Origin of the sequence: Pseudoalteromonas sp. NZS127_1 (assembly GCF_015864295.1) — a bacterium.
GTDB classification, from domain to species: Bacteria; Pseudomonadota; Gammaproteobacteria; order Enterobacterales; family Alteromonadaceae; genus Pseudoalteromonas; species Pseudoalteromonas arctica.
The window spans coordinates 25,299-43,717 of sequence record NZ_JADYXO010000014.1; the positions used below are offsets into that span (position 1 = coordinate 25,299).

The window sequence follows — 18,419 nt, forward strand, 5'->3', positions numbered from 1 at the left end:
AAAAGGATGCGAAGTGCATCCTTTTTTATTAAGTGGCTTTAACCATTGTATTAATGTGCTCTAAAGTAGCTTATTTGCTGTTTGATTTTTTCAGCCAATGTCATTAATTCACTTGCCGAATTTACAGTGCTTTGCGTGCGAGACTCACCTTCTTTAGCGAGCTGGCTTATAGAATGTAAATTTTGAGTGATTTCTGCAGCAACGGTGCTTTGTTGATCTGTTGCCTCAGCTATATTGTTTGATGAGCGCGTTAGATCGCCAATACTTTGAGTGATAAAGTTAAGTTGCTCTCCGGTTTTTTCACCTTCTTCAGCTGATTTAATACCCAACTGGCGGCTTTGTTCCATTTGTTTAGTTGCGGCGGTAACTTGTATTTGTAGTTGCTCAATTGTTTGGCTAATTTCTAAAATTGATTTTTGTGTACGCTGCGCTAAGGTTCTCACTTCATCGGCAACAACTGCAAAACCTCTACCTTGTTCGCCTGCTCTTGCTGCTTCTATAGCGGCATTAAGTGCTAGTAAGTTAGTTTGCTCAGCAATACCATTAATGACTTCAGTTACTTTACTTATTTCGTTACTTGCTGTGTTTACTTTTTCAACAGAGTTATGGCTATCATTTAGCTGCTGGCTTAGCTGCATTAAGTCATTAACAACTTGGGTTAATTGTGTACGACCTAATTGAGCTTCTGCATCTACTTGTTGGGTTCGTTGAGCGCCTTCATTTGCGTTATTGGCTACATCTTTAATTGATACTGACATTTCTTCGATGGCGGTGGCTATTTGGTCTGTTTGCCCCATCATTGCATGCGCTTCTTTACCATTAGTGAGGGCGTGCTCTTTAGAAGTGCCTGCTTGGTTTTCCAGTTCAATTACTGAATCTTGTAAAGCGAGTATTAGTTTTTTTAGCTCAACCGACATGCTACTTACACTCGCGGTAATTAGGTCTATTTCATTTTCACTATTTGTATTGGTATTTACAAAATGTTGTGACAAATCACCTTTACCTAATGCATCAACGCTACGTGTTAATTGTCTTAATGGGTTAAGTGTTTTTACTAGCACCCAAAATAGTAAAATTGAGATAGCAAGAATACCCCCAACAGACGTTATGCTGTTAACTACCATTAGCTTTATGCTCTCTTCAGTGAGTTCGCTTTCTTTTACACGACCAAGTAAGGTCCAATCCCACCCAGGTACTGTTTTGCTGTAAGCAAACATAGGGGTGTTATTTTCACTATTATATTTTAATGACTGACCTTTTTTAATTGCCTCTAGATTAAGTCCATCAAGCGCTTTGGAGTTCACTTTTGAGTCAACTGCGGCTTCTTTCCCTGCTATAACTACATCATTTGTATTTCTGAAAACAAATAAGTTACCGCTTTCTTCAATTACTATTTTATTAACAGACCCTCTAAGAGATGCCAGTGCGTCGTTTATATTAAAACCTATGTATAAAATACCAATTACTTGGTTTTGTTTATTTTTAATTGGTTGGTAAACAGTCATGTATTCGTTACCGAATAATTTAGCATAGCCTTCATAGCTTTGACCGTTCATAAGAGGTTGATAGCCTGGGTGGTTTTTTCCTAGGTAAGTACCAATAGCGCGTTGTCCATCACTCTTTTTTAAAGAGGTAGTAATACGAAAAAAATCATCCCCATCTCGCATAAATACCGTGGCGTTACCTCCGGTTAATTTAGCGTAATTTTCAACAATATCGATATTGTTATTAACTTGTTCGTTATCATGTAAAAGAACGGGCACCATAGTATCTACGACCAATACCTTTTGATCGCTTTTTTTAAATTCACCAGGGTACATACCTTTAAATACAGTGGCATTACGCTTTGCTATTGCCAGCAGGCTGTCGTATTGAAGTTCTAAAAGATCTGAAATAGCCGTTATTTCAGATTTTATTGCTGTTTCACTTTTTTCAGAAAGTGTATTAGCCGAAATTAAATAGGTAGATAGCCCAACTAAACTAAATACACATAGCGTTAAAGTGAATGCAAGCGCACCAATTTGTTTTGATATTGACCAGTTTTTATAGCTCATACTTCACTCCAGAGAAAGACGGTATTTATGCGTGCTAAGTTTAATTATAGGCATTTTAAGTTGTTTTATTTGATGACTCGCTAGTAACGAACTTTGCCTGATAATCAATTTATCATATAAAACAAACAATACATTAAATGATAATAAAAAATTAATAGTTTGTGACGAAAGTGTTTTTTGTAGTTTGTTTGATTATAGCTAGGGTGGTTATATTTATTGCTGTTTTTTAAATATAAAAAATCCGATAGGGCATGCCATATCGGATCTTTATTTAACTCATTTAATTTAAGTATAAATTAAAAACTGTAGGTGATGTTGCCATATAAAAATCGACCATCTAAACCGTATGGTGCATACGGCGTATACGGGAATATTTGGCCAAAGTCAGAGTAACCAATGTTATCCACGGTGGCTTGTGGGTACTGATCGAACAAGTTGTTTGCACCAACGGCAAATTTCCAATATTCGTCTGGACGGTATGCCACTTCTAAGTCGGTGATCCATTTAGGGTCTAGGTATTCATCGCGATCAGCTGTAGTTGATATATCAGCGACTTCACCATAACGTGTGGCACGAAGCGTTGTTTGCCATTCGTTAAAGTTCCAAACAGCAGATAAGTTCCACTTGCTATCAGGTGTACCTTCTTCAAAACGACCCACTTCGCGACGAGCAAACACTACGTAGTCATCACCTAAAGAGTTAAGCTGCTCTGGGTTGTCGTCAACATGAGTAACTTCGGTGTCGTTAAAGTTAGCGGCTGCATTTAAACGTAAATCGCCTAGGTTATCTAATTCAAGCGTGTACGTTGCAACTATATCTATACCCTGTGTACGTGAGTCAATCGCGTTGGTAAAGTAGCGTACGCTTTCGGTATTTAACTCACCCGCATCGGCTAAAATTTGTTGTACAGCTTCACCCGATAAATTTTCAGATAAAACAACACGATCATCAATATCAATACGGTATGCATCAACCGTAAGGCTAAAGTTACCTTGAGTGTATACAAAGCCTGCTGTTAAGTTTACAGAATCTTCTGCATCTAGCTCTTTTGCGCCCAATGCTTGTGCTGCTGGCGCGTCACTTGGAAACAAGCCAACTTCAAATGGTTGATTGTTTTCAAGCACAGTTGAAATTTGACGATATGAGCTTTGTGCTAAAGACGGCGCGCGAAAGCCTGTACTTAGCGCACCACGTAACGATAGATTATCGGTTAGGCTGTAACGTGTTGCTAGTTTTGACGTGAACGTATCGCCAAAGTCGCTGTAATCTTCGTAACGACTCGCTAAAACAACATTCCATTTTTCTGTTAAGTAGGTGTCAAATTCAACAAAGAGGGCAACGTTATGGCGGCTTTCGTCAGTTACGCTCTCAGGACCAAAACCAGATAGTACTTGTGCGCCGCCGGCAGCAATTGGGTTGCCGTCGCTATCTAGCGCAGTAATATAAGAGGCTTCTTCGCCTTGTTCTATTTTGTAGCTTTCGTGGCGGTATTCAGTACCTACGGTAAAAAATACGTCATCAGGTAAGCCTAAATCGAGAGTGGTATTGGCAGTTGCGTTTACTAAAAACTGATCGTAAACCAGTGCACCGTTATCAAATTCAGTTGGGCTGTCGGCACCTAGTGATGTGTTAATACTATTTACAACACCGAAACCAAAGTCGTTACGGCCGTAGTTGGTACTTACATCCCATGTCCAGTCGTTAGTTTCGCCTTGTAAGCCCAGTGCAAATGAGTAGTCTTGTACGTCTGTTTCAATTTGCGGCAAAAAGCCATCTGGGTACACTTCTAAAACGTTACGGCTGTCTTTTGCTCGGCGGTAAAAACCACCTGAATTACCTTCACGCTTTGAGTAGCTACCAAATGAATAAAGGTTTAAGCCGTTATCTAAATCGTAACCCATGTTGTAAAACAACGCGTAATCTTCAAGGTCGGCTTTACCAAAACGGTGATTGTAACGATCGATAGTAAATTCGCGTGGGTCTAGGCTGCCATCATCAAGGCGACTGTATTGTTCGCGAGGGTCAAAACCTGAGCGCTGAGTTGAGTCGTTATCACGGTATTCAATTGATACGTTTACAAAACCGTTATCAGATAACGCAAAACCAGAGTTTGCACTAACAGTGCGTGTTGCACCGTCGTTTACTTCTCTGTCGCCACCGGTATTAAAGGCTAAGTCGCCGTTTGCATCTGCGTAGGTGCTGTCTAGCTGAGATACACCAGCCATTTGAGTATCGTATTTACCGTACGTTACGCTTACGCTACCGCCTTCTGAGGCATCTTTAAGTACAATGTTAATTACCCCAGCAATTGCATCAGAACCGTACTGTGCGGCTGCGCCGTCACGTAGTACTTCAACACGTTTAATTGCAGAGGTTGGGATCATGTTCAAATCAACAGCTGTAGAGCCTCGGCCAACAACGCCCGCTAAGTTTAATAGCGCACCAGCGTGGCGGCGCTTACCGTTTATAAGTACTAGTGTGTGATCGGGTGCTAATCCACGTAAAACAGCTGGTTTTGCATGGTCAGTACCATCACCCATAGTGGCACTTGGGTAGTTAAAGCTAGGTACTTGGTTTGCTAGTATTTGGCTTATTTCTAGCTGACCGGTACTTTGCATATCACCGCTGGTAATAATATCTACAGGTACGGTGCTTTCGGCAATACTGCGTAGGCTTCTGCGAGTACCGGTAACCGAAATTACTTCGATATTTTTTTCTGCTTGATTATCTTGCTCTGCGGCAACGGCCATAGAGTAAGGTGTGCTAAGTGCAGTGGTAACGGCCAAGCTAAGTGCGAGTTTATTTGCAGATAAACGCTTAAAAGTCATTAATTGTTCCCCAAGAGCTGCTAGTCGAAAAGGAGCGCATCATATAGAAGCGACTACCCTAGTGCAAAGATAAAAACTATCTAAGATATTCTAAGTTGTTAACACATAAGATCACTGTTTACGCGCGATATAGGCGTTTGGATCGTTGTAGTTGCAATCTTGTGTCGAATGGTTGCGAATTCAAGGGAATTTTAGATAAAAGTTAGTAAGACGTAAAAAGGCCAAGCAAATGCTTGGCCTTTCAATTTTTTAAATTTAGTGATTTAAATTATTCAGGGGCAACTTCAAGCGTTGTAAATAATGCATAACGTCCTGCATCTACGCCTTCTTCATTTACGGTAACCTTGTTAGAAGTTTCGATTAGGTATAGGCCTGGTTCTTTCCACGTAATTGTAAACATACCTTCTTTATCGGTCGTTACTTTTACTTCGCCACGGTCGTTACGGTAGCGTGTGTCGCCTTTTAAAATACTTACTTCAACGCCTTCACCAGCAGATTTACCATCTTGTAGTAACTGAAAACGTGCTTGTTCACCTACAAATAAATCGTTTGGATGCGTTGGACCGCTAAGCTCTAAGCCTAAACCTAATAGGGCAGGCTTTGAGGTGCCATTTCGGCTTACAAATGTATCTACTGTTGAAACAACCTTCGTTGTAGTTACATCTTTTGCATTGCTAGGTAACTCGGCGTCTGTTTTCTTACCAAATACACGCTTGCGCTTACCTTCTTCGTTTTTATAGAAGGTCATGTACATTGGCTTTTGGGTCATTGCAATGTGATAAGTGCCTTGCTCTGTTAAGCTTACCGCAGCTGAGCTTTTACGTTTTAAGTAATAAGCACGGATGGTTTCAGATACTGGCTCACCATTAGGCGCAAGTGCCATTAATAATGTGTCGTCGTACTCGGCGCCTTTTTCTTTAGGTTTAAAGGCTTTGTCTGGTGCAAAAATTTCGTTTGAAATACTTGCGTCAATCATTACGTAATGCGCTTTATCGCCTGATAAAGATGTATGCGAAGGTAGTAACCAACGTCCGTGTGCACTTGCCGAAGTTGACACTAAAGCAGATAAGCTCAATGCGCCGATTAATGCCGTTTTTAATAAATTAATTTTCATTGTATTTCCTTAAATTTAAATGATTAAGTAGCAGCTACTTAGTGCTTACAGTGACGAAGCTTTTAGAAAACTCGTTTTTACCATCAATTGTTAGTTTGCCTGATTTAGTTAAATCAAGCTCAACACGGGTGTAGTCTCTGCCGCCTTCTTCGCGTACAACTTCAATATTTAGTAAGTATTTACCTGGTTTTACTGGGTTACCGTCTAAATCATTACCTTGCCAGTTTATGGTGTAAGTACCCGCGCGCTTGGTTGCGCCGCTAATGCCATCAAAGTTGGCATCGCTTTTACCGGCTTTACGCCACCATTGGCGTAAGTCTTTAAACCATTCTGCTTTTTGTACCCAAAGTGCAAGCGTTGTAACGTGTTTGCGCTCTGGTGTTTCAAGCCAAACTGCAACGTATGGACGGTGATACGGTTGTACTTCTAAGTCGGGAAGCGTTAATTCAACCTCTAGCTGTGGTGTTTGCGCATGCGCCGTTGTTTGAAAAAACGCAGCTACAAGCAGTAATGCGGCGCTTATAAATAATTTAAATTTAACCATTAAGACACTCCTTTTATTTGTGGAACCCAACATAAATAAATAACCAGTGGAGTTGCGACTCCTAGTAAGGTTATCCATATTCCTGCTAAGCGTTTTTTTCTATTTTGAAACAAAATAATCATGCCGGTGATGGCAAATAAAATCATTAGTACGGCAGATATATCAATTACCCAACTCCATACTTCACCGCTGTGGCGGCCTTTATGTAAGTCGCCAATGAGGCTTAAAAAGCCACCTGTTTGGTAATCAAGGTTTAACTCGCCAGTTGTAAAATCAAGCTCTGCGTAGGCAAACCCTGCAGGCAGTGGGTAGTCGAGCATGACAAGCGCGTCTTCTTTTTCCCACTCAATGCTTTTTACTTTTGTAAGTGCATATTGCTCGGCTAAGTAAGCTTCTATTTCTGGGTAAAGCGTTGGCAAGGTATTTAGCTGCTCATTTGCTTTGGTAACTAGCTCTGCAGGAATCGTTGCGGTTACTTGACCGTTATTTTTATCGTTTTTAAGCCAATCGACGTGATTAAGCACAATGCCGCTAACGCAAAATAAAATAAGCAAAAAAAACAAAGCTGTAGAAATATAAATATGTAGAGCACGGCTTGTACTATACAAAGCCCGCTTATTAATAAACGACATAAAAACAGTAAATAAATTAAATTTACAACATGATAATGATTTGCATTAGCTATTACAAATTTACTTACTTATCTTTACATAAAAACTTTAAAACAGAGGTGGTATGCAGGTAAAAAATGAATATTTAATGCTTAGGGGGGCTGGAGGGTCTTAAAATAAGGTAAATCATTACCGATACTTCTATTACTGCAACGAGATAAATAACCCAAATAGGGGCGGCTGAATACAGTAAAAATATAAATCCAATTAACATGCCAATGGCGGCGTAGCATTTGGCTTTAACAGGCACTACTTTATGGGCTTGCCATTGCTGCAGAGTTACACCGTAACGAGGGTGGTTTAACAGCCATTGTTCAAGCGCGGGTGATGAGCGAGTAAAGCAGGTGAGCGCTAAAATAAAAAATATAGTGGTAGGCATGACCGGTAACACAATGCCAATAATACCCAAGGCTACAAGTATTAAGCCAAGCGCTTTAAACCATAAGTTTTTATAACAAATAAACACTGCTTTTATATTCACTTAGGCTCTTTTTAGGCGTGTTATGGTATCTCTAATTGTAGGCTAAATAGCTATTAATTCGAAGCTTAAAATCAATAAAAAAGGGCAAACTAAGTTTGCCCTTTTAAAAATAAATGCGGTTAACAGTTTAGAAGTAGTAACCAATATTTATGTTGAAGCGACGTTCTGTATCGCCATCACCAATAATTGTTCCGCCAATAAATGGCTGGTTACGTGCTTGAATAAAGTCGAAGTAACTAAAGAAACCACCTGCAGCAACACTCATACCCGTTACGTTCATCCATGTATCTGCGCTATCGTCAGACTTGTCATAAATAATGCCGTAATCGTTGTAAAATTGAATGTCGGTAACTGGGCCCCAATCAAGCGAGTAATTATAAGCAACGTTAAAGTTAGTCATAGTTGCTTCGCTAGATACAGTGTCATAATAAGCATACGCACCAACAACAAAGCGGTCGCTGCTGTCGTCTAGATCGTAGTCGTATTCACCGTGTTGAAATTGGATATTCCAGTTGTTAATTGTGCTATCAACATGAAATGCCCATGCACCGTAGTTACCTGCACGATCGTTACCGTCATGTAAACCACCACTTAATAATGATACACCCACATCGGTAGTTATATTTTTGCTGTGCTCAATTTGGTATGTTGCACGCCCGGCAAACGTATTGTATTCGCCTATGCGAGAGCCTGGTGCATCGTATGTACCTTCCTCTGCTGAGCGACTACCAATAATGTCGTAAGAGTAACGATGGTTAATATCTGAAGAGCCACCGTCTATACCACCTAGCTCATCATTTTTGAAAAAGCCTAGGTCTAGTTTCCAGTTATCTTTAAGTTTACGTTTTACTACTACACCTAAATCAAAATCGTCTTCTAGACCTACGTAATAATTAGTACTGAAAAAGTAGCTGTGTGAGTTGTATGGGCCATTACCAAAAGGCACGGGTGCAATACCTGCTTGTCCTTCCCAGCCATCTGCAAACTCGTAACCTAAGTAAGCATACTTAACAACGGTCATGTAATCGTAAAAACGTATTTCGCCGTTAAGTGAAATATCGTTAATCTCACCAGATACATTTATACGGAAAATATCAAAATCAAAATCGCCACCGCGATCTTGGGTATCTTCATCGTATGTGTTGGTGCTGTAATTAAAGCGTATTGCTCCACCAACTTTAATGCCTTCATCTTTTTTCTCAGGTTCAGCTGCGGCAACTTCAACTACTTTTTGATCAGATTTTTTACTGATGTTTGCAACTTGTTGTTCGTGCTGCTTATTAATTTGCTGTTGTTTTGTTTTTTCATCAGCTAACTTATTTTCAAGCAATTGCATTTGTTGCTTTAGCTGTTTAAGTTGGCTTTGTAGTGTGTCTAGATCATCAGACGCATAAGAAGTGCTTGTAACACCACCTAGGACTAGTGCTAGTGTTAATTTTGAGAGTTTAGTCATAATAGCCGCTCTGCTTGTGATTAAAAAATAAAAAATTCAAGACGTCAAAAAACGCCTTACGTTTAGAGTAAGTACAAAACTATGTATTTTTTTTATTGTTTATTCTTTAGGAGCTTGAGTAAGTGCACCAACTTCTAGAAGGGGCGATGCATCTAATTTATCTGCATCCATCATCGCGGCTACACGCTGCATTGATGAGAGTAAAAGGCTCTGTTCCCACTCAGCAAGCGCAGAAAACTTTTCAATAAAGTGTTCTTGCAATGGCTGAGGTGCTTTATCAAGTAACTCTTTTCCTTTCTCGGTGAGGTATAAGCTCACTCTGCGTTTATCCATTTGACTGCGTACGCGTGTTACTAAGTTTCTGCTTTCTATTCTGTCGAGAATATTGGTGACCGTTGCTGGGCTTAAATTTACGTTTTGAGCAATACGGCTCGCCGTTATCCCATCGGTTTTTTTAACTTCTTGCATTATAAGCAATTGTGGGCCAGTTAAACCCGAAGTTTTATTTAGCTGCTTAGAATGTAAGTCAATCGCGCGGATCACTTTACGTAAAGAAACCAATAACTCGTCATATTTTTGCATTTGCTTATCTCATCGATGGGGCGGTAGTTTGCCGTAATCGCGAAATGTTACACATCAAATAAATTGAATTCAAACAATATATTGCACATTAGGCCGCTTTTGTTGGTTTTTAATAGTTAGAGCAGTAACTAATGTAAAATTATATTGTTTAAATTATAGTAAATTTTCTTAGCATCTTGTGTGCATTAAGTTGCGCACAGTACGTATGTTGTGAATAATTGGCAAGTCTTATTGTATAGACTTTAGTATTATTCATTTACAGCTGTTAGTACAAAGTAATTGTTTGTGAGTTTACTGTATATGTATTAATCGGCAATGAACAAATTCAGCAATCAATATTTAATATCAATAGCGTATACTTTAAGCATGCATTATTGTTTCTGCACAAATATTAAAAATCTTTAGTATCAGTATTATAGGGGAAGGTATGAAATTATCGCCATCAGTTAGCATTGAGCAAAGCGAAACCGGTCTTGAGTTTATTAAAGTAGCTAGTGCAAAGTGCGATGCAAAAATATTCTTGCAAGGTGGGCAAATTACCCAATTTACCCCTAAAAATAATGAGCCGCTTATTTGGGTATCGCAAGAAGAAACCTATCAAGAAGGGGCAAGTATTCGAGGTGGTATTCCTGTTTGTTGGCCGTGGTTTGGTACACACGCTAATGATGGCTGGCCTGCTCATGGTTTTGCGCGCACAAGCGTGTGGCAAGCCGATGAAGTACACGAATCTGATGAGCAAATTACGGTTAGTTTAAAGTTACCTATGAAGCTAGTTAATACAACGTATTGGCCGCATCAGTCAGCATTAAAAGTGGAGTTTATATTAAGTGATAAGTTACAGGTTCGCTTAACTACGACTAACTTAGGAAATACGCCATTTAGCTTTACTCAAGCGCTGCATACCTATTTTCCTACATCAGACATTACAAATACCCATGTTGATGGTTTGCAAGGCGCGCAATATATTGAGTTTAGTGAAGGGCCATTTGTGCAAAATGACGTTGTAAGTTTTGAGCGCGAAACCGACATGATTTATACACAAGCAAGTGCAGTACAAACTATTAATACGCCAGAAGGTGTTATTAATGTGAACCGTGAAAATTCAAACTCGTGTGTACTGTGGAATCCATGGATAGAAAAATCCAAACGCTTATCTAACTTTGCTGATGATGAGTATAAAACAATGCTCTGCCTAGAGGCTGCTAATGTACTGACAGATAAAGTAACGCTTGAGCCAAAGCAAAGTCATACATTAGTAACCACCATTAGCTGGGTTAATTAATAATCCCGATAGGATGCAATTGTGTTTAACAATCAACAAATAATGGATTTACCAGCGCACACCGCCATTAGCTTTAAGCCTTTAGCTGACAAGGCCTTATTACATACTCAGCTTAACTGGCTTACATTTTATATTCCGTTAATTGGGGTACTTATTGCGGTTTGTTATTTTAACGAAGCTTTTGCAGAGAGAGCGCAAACTTACTTGCTAATTGGTATGCCCGTTTTAGTAGCTGTATCCATGTTGTACAACATGGTTAGCATAAGGCTGCAAGGTTTTGCGGTACGAAACCACGATATTGCTTTTAAAAAAGGCGTTATTTGGCAACAAGTAACGGTATTGCCTTTAGCGCGAGTACAACATATGGAAATACATCAGGGGCCAATAGAGCGAAAGCTTAGCCTTGCGAGCATCAAATTATTTAGCGCAGGCGGCGTAAGTGCCGATTTACAAATTAGTGGGTTAACCCATGATGATTGTAAAAATATGCGCCAATTTGTACAGAACTACCGTCAAGACGATACGGCTCCTCAGGCGGTTTTAGTTGATGAGTAATAGTATTATTGAAGAGCAAACTAGCTCAAGTGATTGGCAAAAAGTATCGTCTTGGGCGCTTTTATATTTTGTTGTGCATTTTAGTGTGCGCTTTGTAAAAGATGGCCTTTTAAACTTACTGCCTATGTTTGTAGTATTTGTTACTCAAGTAGAAAATAAATTATTTTGGGCGCAAGTTGCAGGTGGTATTGCGCTGATTTCGTTGCTTGTTTACTCATTTTTATATTATTTAAATTTTAAGTTTTGTATTAGTAGCGATAACGAAATATTGCTTAACAAAGGCGTATTTAAAAAAGAGCGACTTACGCTTAAATTTGGCCGCGTACAAAATGTTAATATTGCCGAGCCATTTTATTTTACCCCCGTAAACTTAGTTAATTGTATTTTTGATGCTGCAGGCAGTGTGTCGCAAGAAGTTGTTTTACCCGGCGTCACTAAAGACTACGCACAGCAAATGCGTAAACAAATATTTGCTTTTAAAGCGCAGCAACAAGAAGAAATACAAAGCACTGAGCAAAGCGAAGTAGATACTATTGAAAATAGCCTAAGCATTAGCAATAAAGAAATAGCCAAATTTGGTTTAATGTCGAATATGGCTATTTTAGCAATCGCTGCTTTTGCCCCTTTTATAAACCTGATTGTTGATTTTTTAGAGAAGCAAATTATTGCTAAAGTAGAAGGCTTTTATCAGCAAGAGCTTGGCATGCTGGCAAGTGCTGCTACCTTTGCGATGATCACCTTAATTGTTTTGCTAGTTTTGGTAGCGGTGATGCTATCGGTGACTATGTCGCTTATTCGTTTTTATAATTTTGAGCTTTACTTTAAAGGTCAAAAATTTAAACGTATTGCAGGCTTGTTAGAGCGCCATCAGCTTTCGATGAGCATGGATAAAGTGCAATCTATTGTTATAAAGCAAAACTTAATGGGCCGATTACTAAAGCGATTTACTGTGGAGTGTTTGCAAGCAAGTAGCGGTGGTTTAGTTGCAGGTGTTGCGGCTAAACAAAATAAACAAACCTTAGTGTTACCTGTATTAAATAGCGAACAAGTTGATAGCGTATGCCAATGGATTTACCCGTGGTTTAACAGTAAAAAACTCGCTTTTAAGCGCGCAGAGCGAGCGCTTTTGTATAAAAATTTAGGCTTTTATTCATTGTTACCCAGTGCGCTAGTGTTTGGCTTTTGTTTTATTGCCGATATTAACACTTTGATTAGCCTTGGTGTTTTGGTGGTGTTTTCTGGCTTGGTAACCTTATCGTATCAGCGTTATGGTTATTACATGCATGAGGATAATGGTCGATTTTACATGGTTGTACGCAAAGGGTTGATTGGCGTTCATTACCGTGTTTTTGAGCTTTATAAAGCGCAAAGTGCATGCAGTATAAGTACGTACTTAATGCGCAAATCAGGCTTAAAAAGCTTATACATACAACTTGCTTCGGGCTTTGTATTTATGCCCTACATAAAGCAGCAAGATGCTGACTTTATTATTGATTTTACAATTAAGCAGATTGAGTCAGATACTCGCAGCTGGATGTAAACTCCCCTAATAAAACATGTGTAAATACACATTTGCACATGCTTTATTACACTTTCTTACTGCCCATGAAAGACATTTAATAATACCCTAGATAGTATTAAGGAATTCTTTTAGGGACGCTCATGAAAAAAACACTTATCGCATCAGCTTTATTACTAGCAGCACCAAGCTTTGCAGCCGATTGGCAAACTATTCATACCGAACATTTTAATATTCACTACAGTATTGAGCATGCTGATTTTGCTAAATCAACTGCAACAGAGCTTGAAATAGTTCGCACTAAAGTGCTTGAGCAGCAAAACCGAGCACTTGATAAAACAGTTGATGTAGTGGTGTTTGATCCCCTAAATGCAGCAAACGGCTTTGCGCTACCTACCTCAAGTAACCCTGTAATGGCACTTTTTACAACCCCACCACAATCCGACACAGTTATATCAAACAGCTCTGGCTGGCAGCAGTTGCTTGTACTGCATGAATATATTCACTTAGTGCACTTAGCACAGCCTACACGCAATCACTGGCAGCAGAAAGTACGTGGTATATGGGATTTATACGACTTAACCTACAGTGATACGCCGCGCTGGGTAGCCGAAGGTTATGCCACATTGATTGAGTCTAAAATGACGGGTCGTGGACGTTTGTTTGATAACTACTCAGAGTCCATACTGCGAGAATTTGCTCAACAGGGCGCACTGCCAACCTATGGGCAGTTAAATGGCGAGCAGGGCTTTATGGGCGGCTCAATGGCGTATTTAATGGGTAGTCGCTTTTTAAATTGGTTAGAGAAAAACTATTCAGAACAAACACTCGATAGTGTTTGGACGCGAATGCAAGGCGTAAAAACGCGTGATTTTGATGAGGCATTTAGCGGTGTGTTTGGGCAAAGTGCAGCCAAGCTATATCGCCGATTTATAGCTGAATATACCTATAAAGCAATGCAAATAGAGCAAGGGGAGTCGTTACTTAATAGTGAACTTTGGCTTGAGCTTAACTTATATGCAAGTAACCCAGTACTTTCAAAAGATGGTAGTAAAATTGCGATTGTTGAGCGAGATAAAGAGAGTAATACCAAGCTTATAATTTATAGCACGGATGACAACATTAAAGCGCAAGAAGAGTTTACTAAAGCGCAAAAAGAGCTACTCGAAAACGATGCACAAGATATTCCCGATACAGCGCCCAGTGTGTTTAAGCGCGAACAAAAGCAAGTGCTTAATCAAATAAACCGAGCCGGTATTGCAAATCCTCAATGGGTAAATAGCACAACTTTATATTTCAATGCGTACAGCAATGAAGAGTCGGGTATTTATAACAAAGTGTCTGACATATTTAGCTATAACACTGACACTGGAAATATTACACAACTTACCGAACTTGCTGGTATACGACGATTTAGCGTAACCAGTAACGGCGAAACCTTGTATGGCGAGCAAATAAGAGATGGCTACTCTGAATTAGTAAAGGTTGATCTCAATACGCAAACCATCACACCATTATTTACAAAAAGCCTTGAGACAACTTACGATTACCCAATACTCAGTCCTGATGAAACTAAATTAGCTTATTTATCAACGTCATTAAATGAAAATTGGCAATTGTATATACAAGGTATAAACGGCGAACAACAGCTATCAGTACCTATGCCAAACGGGTATCAATATTTAAGTCAGCCAAGCTTTAGCCATAATGGCGAGTCACTTTACTTTGTTGCAGGTTTAAATAGCGCCACCGATATTTATAACTACAACATAGAGAGTAAAACACTCACCAAGTTAACCCAAGGGCAAGAGGCCGTTGCCCACCCAATTGAAATGGCTGATGGCTCGTTACTCTATTTTTCGATAACTGCAGATGGGCCAAATGTAAAAACACTGCCAAAAGCTATAAAAAGCACTGTAGTTACTGAGTTTGCAGCTAACAAAAAAGCACCGCTGCTAATAGTAAACGAACATACACTTCCAAAAGCTAAAATATATAAGCACGAAACTACAGAGCAAACAAATTACAACGTGCTCGACCAGCACGCTACTTTCGCGATTGGCTCTCAATATTATTCGGCTTCTACCAGTTTGTTAGATTTAAGCATTAAAAGTAGCGACTTATTAAAGCAGCTCGACTTACAAGCGGGTTATAGCACTGATTTACACGATGGGGCATTGCACGGTGGTTATGTGCAGGCAAAATATAATGCGCTTGATGTAAAACTGAAACTTGCACTGTTTGACTACAATTTAGATACATCGCGCCAGTATCAGCAAAGTCTAAGTGCAGACATGGATGCCCGTGGTGGTTTTGCCGCAATAAGTTACCCCGTTAAATTTGGACAGTTAAGTTTAACGCCAGAGCTTGCCTACAATTACACTGATTATAAGCAAAGCCATAAAAATTGGACGCGTTTAGGCGTTGCTCAAAATTGGCAATATGATCGTCAAGACTTTGCTATAGGCCAAAGTATTTATGCGAGTTGGTACGATGGCGGTAGCAAAAGTAATAATTGGCAAGGTTACGATTTAGCCGCCAAAATTTTTGGTAAAGCGTTTGGTATTCCTCTTTATGCAAACTTTGATCAAAAGCAACGTGACGACAGCAGCCTTGCATTAGGTGGCTTTAGCTCAAATCTTATTAATCAGCAGCAAAATAGTGAATATGTACTTTCATCTGAGCTGCCTTTTTACAGCGCAACTGCAAAGCGCTATCAAGGCTACGGTGGCGGCTTTAGCTTTAAAGAAGGCATGCCGTGGCTTTATTATAAGCAACATCAACTCGACGACACCGTATATGCACAAAGTTACGGCTTAAAGTACCAAGGTGATTTTAGTTTTGGAATGGGGCCTGCAGGCGTAAATGATTTAACATTTAATATGGGACTGTCGCGAGTAGAAGGCGACAGTTTTGAAGATGAAATGCGTGCTTGGCTGAGCTTTTATTACTCCCTTTAGCGTTTAAAGTTAACCACGGTTTGGCTAAGTTATTTGTCCATTTGTAACGACAGTAACTTAGCTTGATATACATCGAGTTTTTGATTATCACGTTCTAGTTCAATTGCTTTCTCAAGTAAGGTTTGTGTTTGTTTAATATTACCTTGTTGATAGCGAACTTTTGCGAGTTCCAAGTATAGCTCAGCAATGTAAGGCGCTTTAGTAATAGCTTGCTCAAGGTGTGCTTTAGCCTGATGAGCGTGGCCAGCTTGTAAGTTGTTTTTAGCGATCACTAGTAATTCGTATGGGTCTTTCTCTTTATTAACTAATTGTGAGGTGAGCTCTTTAACAAGCTCTTTGTCGCCTAACTTTTTAGCTAAAAGCTGATAGTTGCTGATTAAATTAATGCTTATTTCGTTATTACTAAGTGCTGTTTGATAGATGTTTTTAGCGCTTTGTAAATCACCAGCTCGGCGATGTAAAATGCCAGCTATGTTAAATAGCTCTGCATCATTTGGTGTAAATTTATTCGCTTGTAGAATAAGTGAGTAAGCAATATCCAGCTGTTTGTCTGCTAGCGCTGTTGCAGCTAAATTACTGTAAAACTTAGAAACTAAATCGTTATAGTCTGCGCTGCTTGAATAAAAACTGCGACGAGTAGGGAAGTAATCAATTAAGGTGCCCGCTCTGAAAAACTCAATTATATTATCATCTTTTTTCTCTACTTTTGGAGCATATACTTTTGTTCTAAAGTGATTAGCGACATAAACAACATTATTTTCTTTTGCGTATATGGGCTTACTTGTAACTTCTTGAAAGCTTGTTTCTAACCCAAGAGCTTGTGCGTAGCTTTGCGTTAAAATGGCTAAACTAATGCAATTACCTTGCGAACGCTTTAGGGTTTGAGCTGAACTAAGTGTATCGCCATGGTATTTAAAGTTAGCTATCTGGCTTTCGAGGTAGTTGTAAATTATGCGGTCATCACGGATTTGGGATAGCTTTTGGTTTTCGGCGTAAGCTAAAAACATTTCTTTTTCAGCATCCGGTAACTCAAAAATACTGTGCTCGGAAGGTGTGTCGAGTTTATTAAACAAAGAATGGTTTAATAGTTGTTCAAGCCCTACTTGTTGTTCTACTTGCTGAACCTTGGTTGTGTTACATCCAACTAAAAATAAAAAGGTAATACTAATAACTATTTTGATAAATATCATAACCCACTCCTTTGTTAATTTTTACATTACAATGTGGTGGGTTTTTAATCAATGTTATAGATTTTTTTTCTAAAAATTTTATAAATGGACTAATGCTAAATTTACGATGTATAAAATTTTGGCTTAAATACTAATGTGACCATAGTTTTATAATGAAACACTAATAAACTATGCCCTCAGCCCTAATACAGAGCTGTAGGCAAAATAACGGTAGTAGCTTTGGGTATGCGCTAAGTAGAGTTTTATTATTCACTTTAAATGACTGTTAAGTAAATGTTATATTCTGAGCTGTTTTAATAAAATAAGTATTTTGACAATGTCATTTAAGCATCAGAAAGTTCCCAAGAGCGTTGTACTTCCAAGCGTCCCCTCCGACGCACCTGGTTTAAGGTATGAAAAGCCAGAACTAGGTAGTAACTATTGGGTTGTTGATGAGTTTTTTAAACATGAAGAAGCAATGGCTATTCGTTCTTCATGTTTAAAAAAAGAGGTTTGGAAGTACGGTAAGCCGTATACCAAAGAACTTTGGCCTGGAATGCGCACTCCTAATGCTCTAAATAGTAAACAGCTTAAAAAAATAGAAAAATATGTTAAGTCAGTTATCAAAAAAAATAAATTATGGGTTGCTGATTCCAATAAGGTTGTAGTTGATACCAATACTGCAATTTTAGTGGGGGCTGAAGAAGGGGCTTCTAGGCCTCATGTAGATAATCGTTATTTATGTAGATACGCTGCTGTTTTGTATTTAAATCCTGATCCAATTACCTCTGCCGGTACCTCTTTTTATCGTTTAAAGTATGCAAATGAAGCGGCAGGAGGAAATATTGTCGATCCTCCTTATGCTAACCTTGTTGATGCACTTAATGTAAGTAGCCTTCCATATAGCGCATGGTATAAAGACATAGATATTGAGAATCGCTTTAATCGTTTAATTATATTTAAAGGTAGTATTGTTCACAGTGCATCTGAGTATTTTGGAGATGATTTAAATACTAAAAGGCTGGCGATAACATTTTTTTGGATGTGCGAAGATTAATTAATAATTCTTTTTAGGCAGAAAAATCTTGTCGATAGTAAGGCAAAAATTTCGTTATTTAGTTGTTCTAAATGAGACGTTTTTAATGCAACTAGCGTTAGGTTTACTCCCTCAAAATGACTAAGTATTATTGCGCACTCTCTTCTATAA

The 18,419-nt window shown here is 39.0% G+C and carries 14 protein-coding genes; 5 read left to right on the top strand and 9 right to left on the bottom strand.

Annotated elements, in window-relative coordinates:
• Window positions 1–50: 50 nt before the first annotated feature.
• The 8 genes from I6F50_RS13185 to I6F50_RS13220 all read right to left on the bottom strand — a co-directional run bounded on the left by I6F50_RS13185 (window position 51) and on the right by I6F50_RS13220 (window position 9,727).
• On the bottom strand, window positions 51–2,054 hold the full coding sequence (locus I6F50_RS13185; protein ID WP_197161082.1) for a methyl-accepting chemotaxis protein: 2,004 nt from the start codon (window positions 2,052–2,054) through the stop codon (window positions 51–53).
• 296 nt (window positions 2,055–2,350) lie between these two features.
• Window positions 2,351–4,882, bottom strand: a complete 2,532-nt coding sequence (locus I6F50_RS13190) for a TonB-dependent siderophore receptor (protein ID WP_197176457.1) — start codon at window positions 4,880–4,882, stop codon at window positions 2,351–2,353.
• Between the two features lie 268 nt (window positions 4,883–5,150).
• Window positions 5,151–5,996: a DUF4198 domain-containing protein gene (locus I6F50_RS13195; protein WP_165729368.1), complete on the bottom strand. Its 846-nt coding sequence runs from the start codon at window positions 5,994–5,996 to the stop codon at window positions 5,151–5,153.
• A 34-nt stretch (window positions 5,997–6,030) separates the two neighbouring features.
• Entirely contained in the window at window positions 6,031–6,540 is a 510-nt protein-coding gene (locus tag I6F50_RS13200; RefSeq protein ID WP_024589611.1) for a DUF2271 domain-containing protein, read from the bottom strand.
• A complete protein-coding gene (locus I6F50_RS13205) occupies window positions 6,540–7,172 on the bottom strand; it encodes a PepSY-associated TM helix domain-containing protein (RefSeq protein ID WP_165729369.1) in 633 nt (210 codons plus the stop codon). The genes I6F50_RS13200 and I6F50_RS13205 overlap by 1 nt, the downstream gene beginning before the upstream one ends.
• A gap of 124 nt (window positions 7,173–7,296) precedes the next feature.
• Window positions 7,297–7,692, bottom strand: coding sequence for a YbaN family protein (locus tag I6F50_RS13210; protein WP_007580453.1), 396 nt, complete (start codon window positions 7,690–7,692; stop codon window positions 7,297–7,299).
• A 127-nt stretch (window positions 7,693–7,819) separates the two neighbouring features.
• On the bottom strand, window positions 7,820–9,145 hold the full coding sequence (locus I6F50_RS13215; protein WP_007580455.1) for a hypothetical protein: 1,326 nt from the start codon (window positions 9,143–9,145) through the stop codon (window positions 7,820–7,822).
• 99 nt (window positions 9,146–9,244) lie between these two features.
• Window positions 9,245–9,727 (bottom strand): MarR family winged helix-turn-helix transcriptional regulator, encoded by a 483-nt coding sequence (locus I6F50_RS13220; protein ID WP_010554531.1) that lies wholly within the window; start codon window positions 9,725–9,727, stop codon window positions 9,245–9,247.
• Between the two features lie 427 nt (window positions 9,728–10,154).
• On the opposite strand from I6F50_RS13220, the gene I6F50_RS13225 reads away from it, so the two are divergent.
• The 4 genes from I6F50_RS13225 (at window position 10,155) to I6F50_RS13240 (ending at window position 16,043) form a co-directional block, all read left to right on the top strand.
• A complete protein-coding gene (locus I6F50_RS13225) occupies window positions 10,155–11,009 on the top strand; it encodes a D-hexose-6-phosphate mutarotase (RefSeq protein ID WP_197176458.1) in 855 nt (284 codons plus the stop codon).
• A 21-nt stretch (window positions 11,010–11,030) separates the two neighbouring features.
• On the top strand, window positions 11,031–11,564 hold the full coding sequence (locus I6F50_RS13230) for a PH domain-containing protein (RefSeq protein ID WP_165740438.1): 534 nt from the start codon (window positions 11,031–11,033) through the stop codon (window positions 11,562–11,564).
• The gene (locus tag I6F50_RS13235; RefSeq protein WP_197176459.1) at window positions 11,557–13,104 is read left to right on the top strand and encodes a PH domain-containing protein; all 1,548 of its coding nucleotides are present in this window, start codon (window positions 11,557–11,559) and stop codon (window positions 13,102–13,104) included. Before I6F50_RS13230 ends, I6F50_RS13235 begins: the two co-directional genes overlap by 8 nt.
• 122 nt (window positions 13,105–13,226) lie before the next feature.
• Window positions 13,227–16,043, top strand: a complete 2,817-nt coding sequence (locus tag I6F50_RS13240; protein WP_197176461.1) for a PD40 domain-containing protein — start codon at window positions 13,227–13,229, stop codon at window positions 16,041–16,043.
• Between the two features lie 29 nt (window positions 16,044–16,072).
• Here the strand turns inward: I6F50_RS13240 and I6F50_RS13245 are convergent, their stop codons facing one another.
• Window positions 16,073–17,233, bottom strand: a complete 1,161-nt coding sequence (locus I6F50_RS13245; RefSeq protein WP_165740432.1) for a lipopolysaccharide assembly protein LapB — start codon at window positions 17,231–17,233, stop codon at window positions 16,073–16,075.
• Between the two features lie 316 nt (window positions 17,234–17,549).
• On the opposite strand from I6F50_RS13245, the gene I6F50_RS13250 reads away from it, so the two are divergent.
• Complete coding sequence (locus I6F50_RS13250) at window positions 17,550–18,269, top strand: DUF6445 family protein (RefSeq protein ID WP_007580474.1); 720 nt, start codon at window positions 17,550–17,552, stop codon at window positions 18,267–18,269.
• Window positions 18,270–18,419 lie beyond the last annotated feature (150 nt).

Excerpts from the sequence above, each read along its gene's own strand:
- I6F50_RS13225 (WP_197176458.1), top strand. The coding sequence starts at position 10,155 with ATGAAATTATCGCCATCAGTTAGCATTGAGCAAAGCGAAACCGGTCTT.
- I6F50_RS13200 (WP_024589611.1), bottom strand. The coding sequence starts at position 6,540 with ATGGTTAAATTTAAATTATTTATAAGCGCCGCATTACTGCTTGTAGCT.
- I6F50_RS13185 (WP_197161082.1), bottom strand. The coding sequence starts at position 2,054 with ATGAGCTATAAAAACTGGTCAATATCAAAACAAATTGGTGCGCTTGCA.
- I6F50_RS13205 (WP_165729369.1), bottom strand. The coding sequence starts at position 7,172 with ATGTCGTTTATTAATAAGCGGGCTTTGTATAGTACAAGCCGTGCTCTA.
- I6F50_RS13215 (WP_007580455.1), bottom strand. The coding sequence starts at position 9,145 with ATGACTAAACTCTCAAAATTAACACTAGCACTAGTCCTAGGTGGTGTT.
- I6F50_RS13240 (WP_197176461.1), top strand. The coding sequence starts at position 13,227 with ATGAAAAAAACACTTATCGCATCAGCTTTATTACTAGCAGCACCAAGC.
- I6F50_RS13220 (WP_010554531.1), bottom strand. The coding sequence starts at position 9,727 with ATGCAAAAATATGACGAGTTATTGGTTTCTTTACGTAAAGTGATCCGC.
- I6F50_RS13245 (WP_165740432.1), bottom strand. The coding sequence starts at position 17,233 with ATGATATTTATCAAAATAGTTATTAGTATTACCTTTTTATTTTTAGTT.
- I6F50_RS13190 (WP_197176457.1), bottom strand. The coding sequence starts at position 4,882 with ATGACTTTTAAGCGTTTATCTGCAAATAAACTCGCACTTAGCTTGGCC.
- I6F50_RS13195 (WP_165729368.1), bottom strand. The coding sequence starts at position 5,996 with ATGAAAATTAATTTATTAAAAACGGCATTAATCGGCGCATTGAGCTTA.
- I6F50_RS13235 (WP_197176459.1), top strand. The coding sequence starts at position 11,557 with ATGAGTAATAGTATTATTGAAGAGCAAACTAGCTCAAGTGATTGGCAA.
- I6F50_RS13250 (WP_007580474.1), top strand. The coding sequence starts at position 17,550 with ATGTCATTTAAGCATCAGAAAGTTCCCAAGAGCGTTGTACTTCCAAGC.